The organism is Aminobacter sp. P4_D5 (assembly GCF_056401815.1).
The window spans coordinates 1-604 of record NZ_JBFUIP010000999.1; the positions used below are offsets into that span (position 1 = coordinate 1).

Annotated in this window: 1 protein-coding gene and 1 pseudogene; one reads left to right on the top strand and one right to left on the bottom strand. The window is 72.4% G+C overall.

Annotated features, from left to right (window positions below):
* Nucleotides 1-181: pseudogene (locus AC1DWF_RS36305) on the top strand (VOC family protein); the annotation flags it as partial.
* Between the two features lie 16 nt (nt 182-197).
* Here the strand turns inward: AC1DWF_RS36305 and AC1DWF_RS36310 are convergent.
* Nucleotides 198-604, bottom strand: a 407-nt coding sequence (locus tag AC1DWF_RS36310; protein WP_476843289.1) for a flavodoxin family protein, incomplete at its 5' end; no start/stop codon positions are given.

A 604-nucleotide genomic window follows, 5' to 3' on the forward strand; every position in this document is an offset into this window, starting at 1 on the left:
CTTCCACAGGGCTGCCCTGGCGAATGGCGGCACGGACAACGGCGCGCCGGGCGAGCGCCCGTATCATCCCGGCTACTTCGCGGCCTTCGCGCTGGATCCCGCCGGCAACAACATCGAGGCCGTCTTTCACGGCCCGGCGCGGCGCTCGTCGCCCAGCGTGACGATCGAGTTCGAGAGCTGAACCGGGGCGCGCCCGGTCAGAAGATTCCGAGGACGAGACCGGCGCCGATCGCGGCGCCCAGCTCCCGGCAGTGCGCGAGCTGCGCCTCGCTCAGGCGCTTGGGCGCCAGGATCGCCTCAGGCGTCTGCGCGCCGGTGATCACCAGCACAGGCTCGGCCACCTCGCGCAGGCGCCAGCCGGTGGCGATGCGGCGCATCTGGCGGATGGCGCCCTGCCCGTCCGTGCCGGCGCAGACCATCAGCGCATAGGGGCGCCCCTGGATGCGGTCGAGCAGCGGGTAGTAGCAGCGGTCGAAGAGGTCCTTCATCGGGCCGGAGAGCGAGGCCAGGTTCTCCGGCGCGGCGAAGATGTAGCCGTCGGCGGCGAGCAGGTCGTCGGGACCGGCATCCCCGGCCTTCAGGAGCAGGGCCTCCGCTTCGGTGG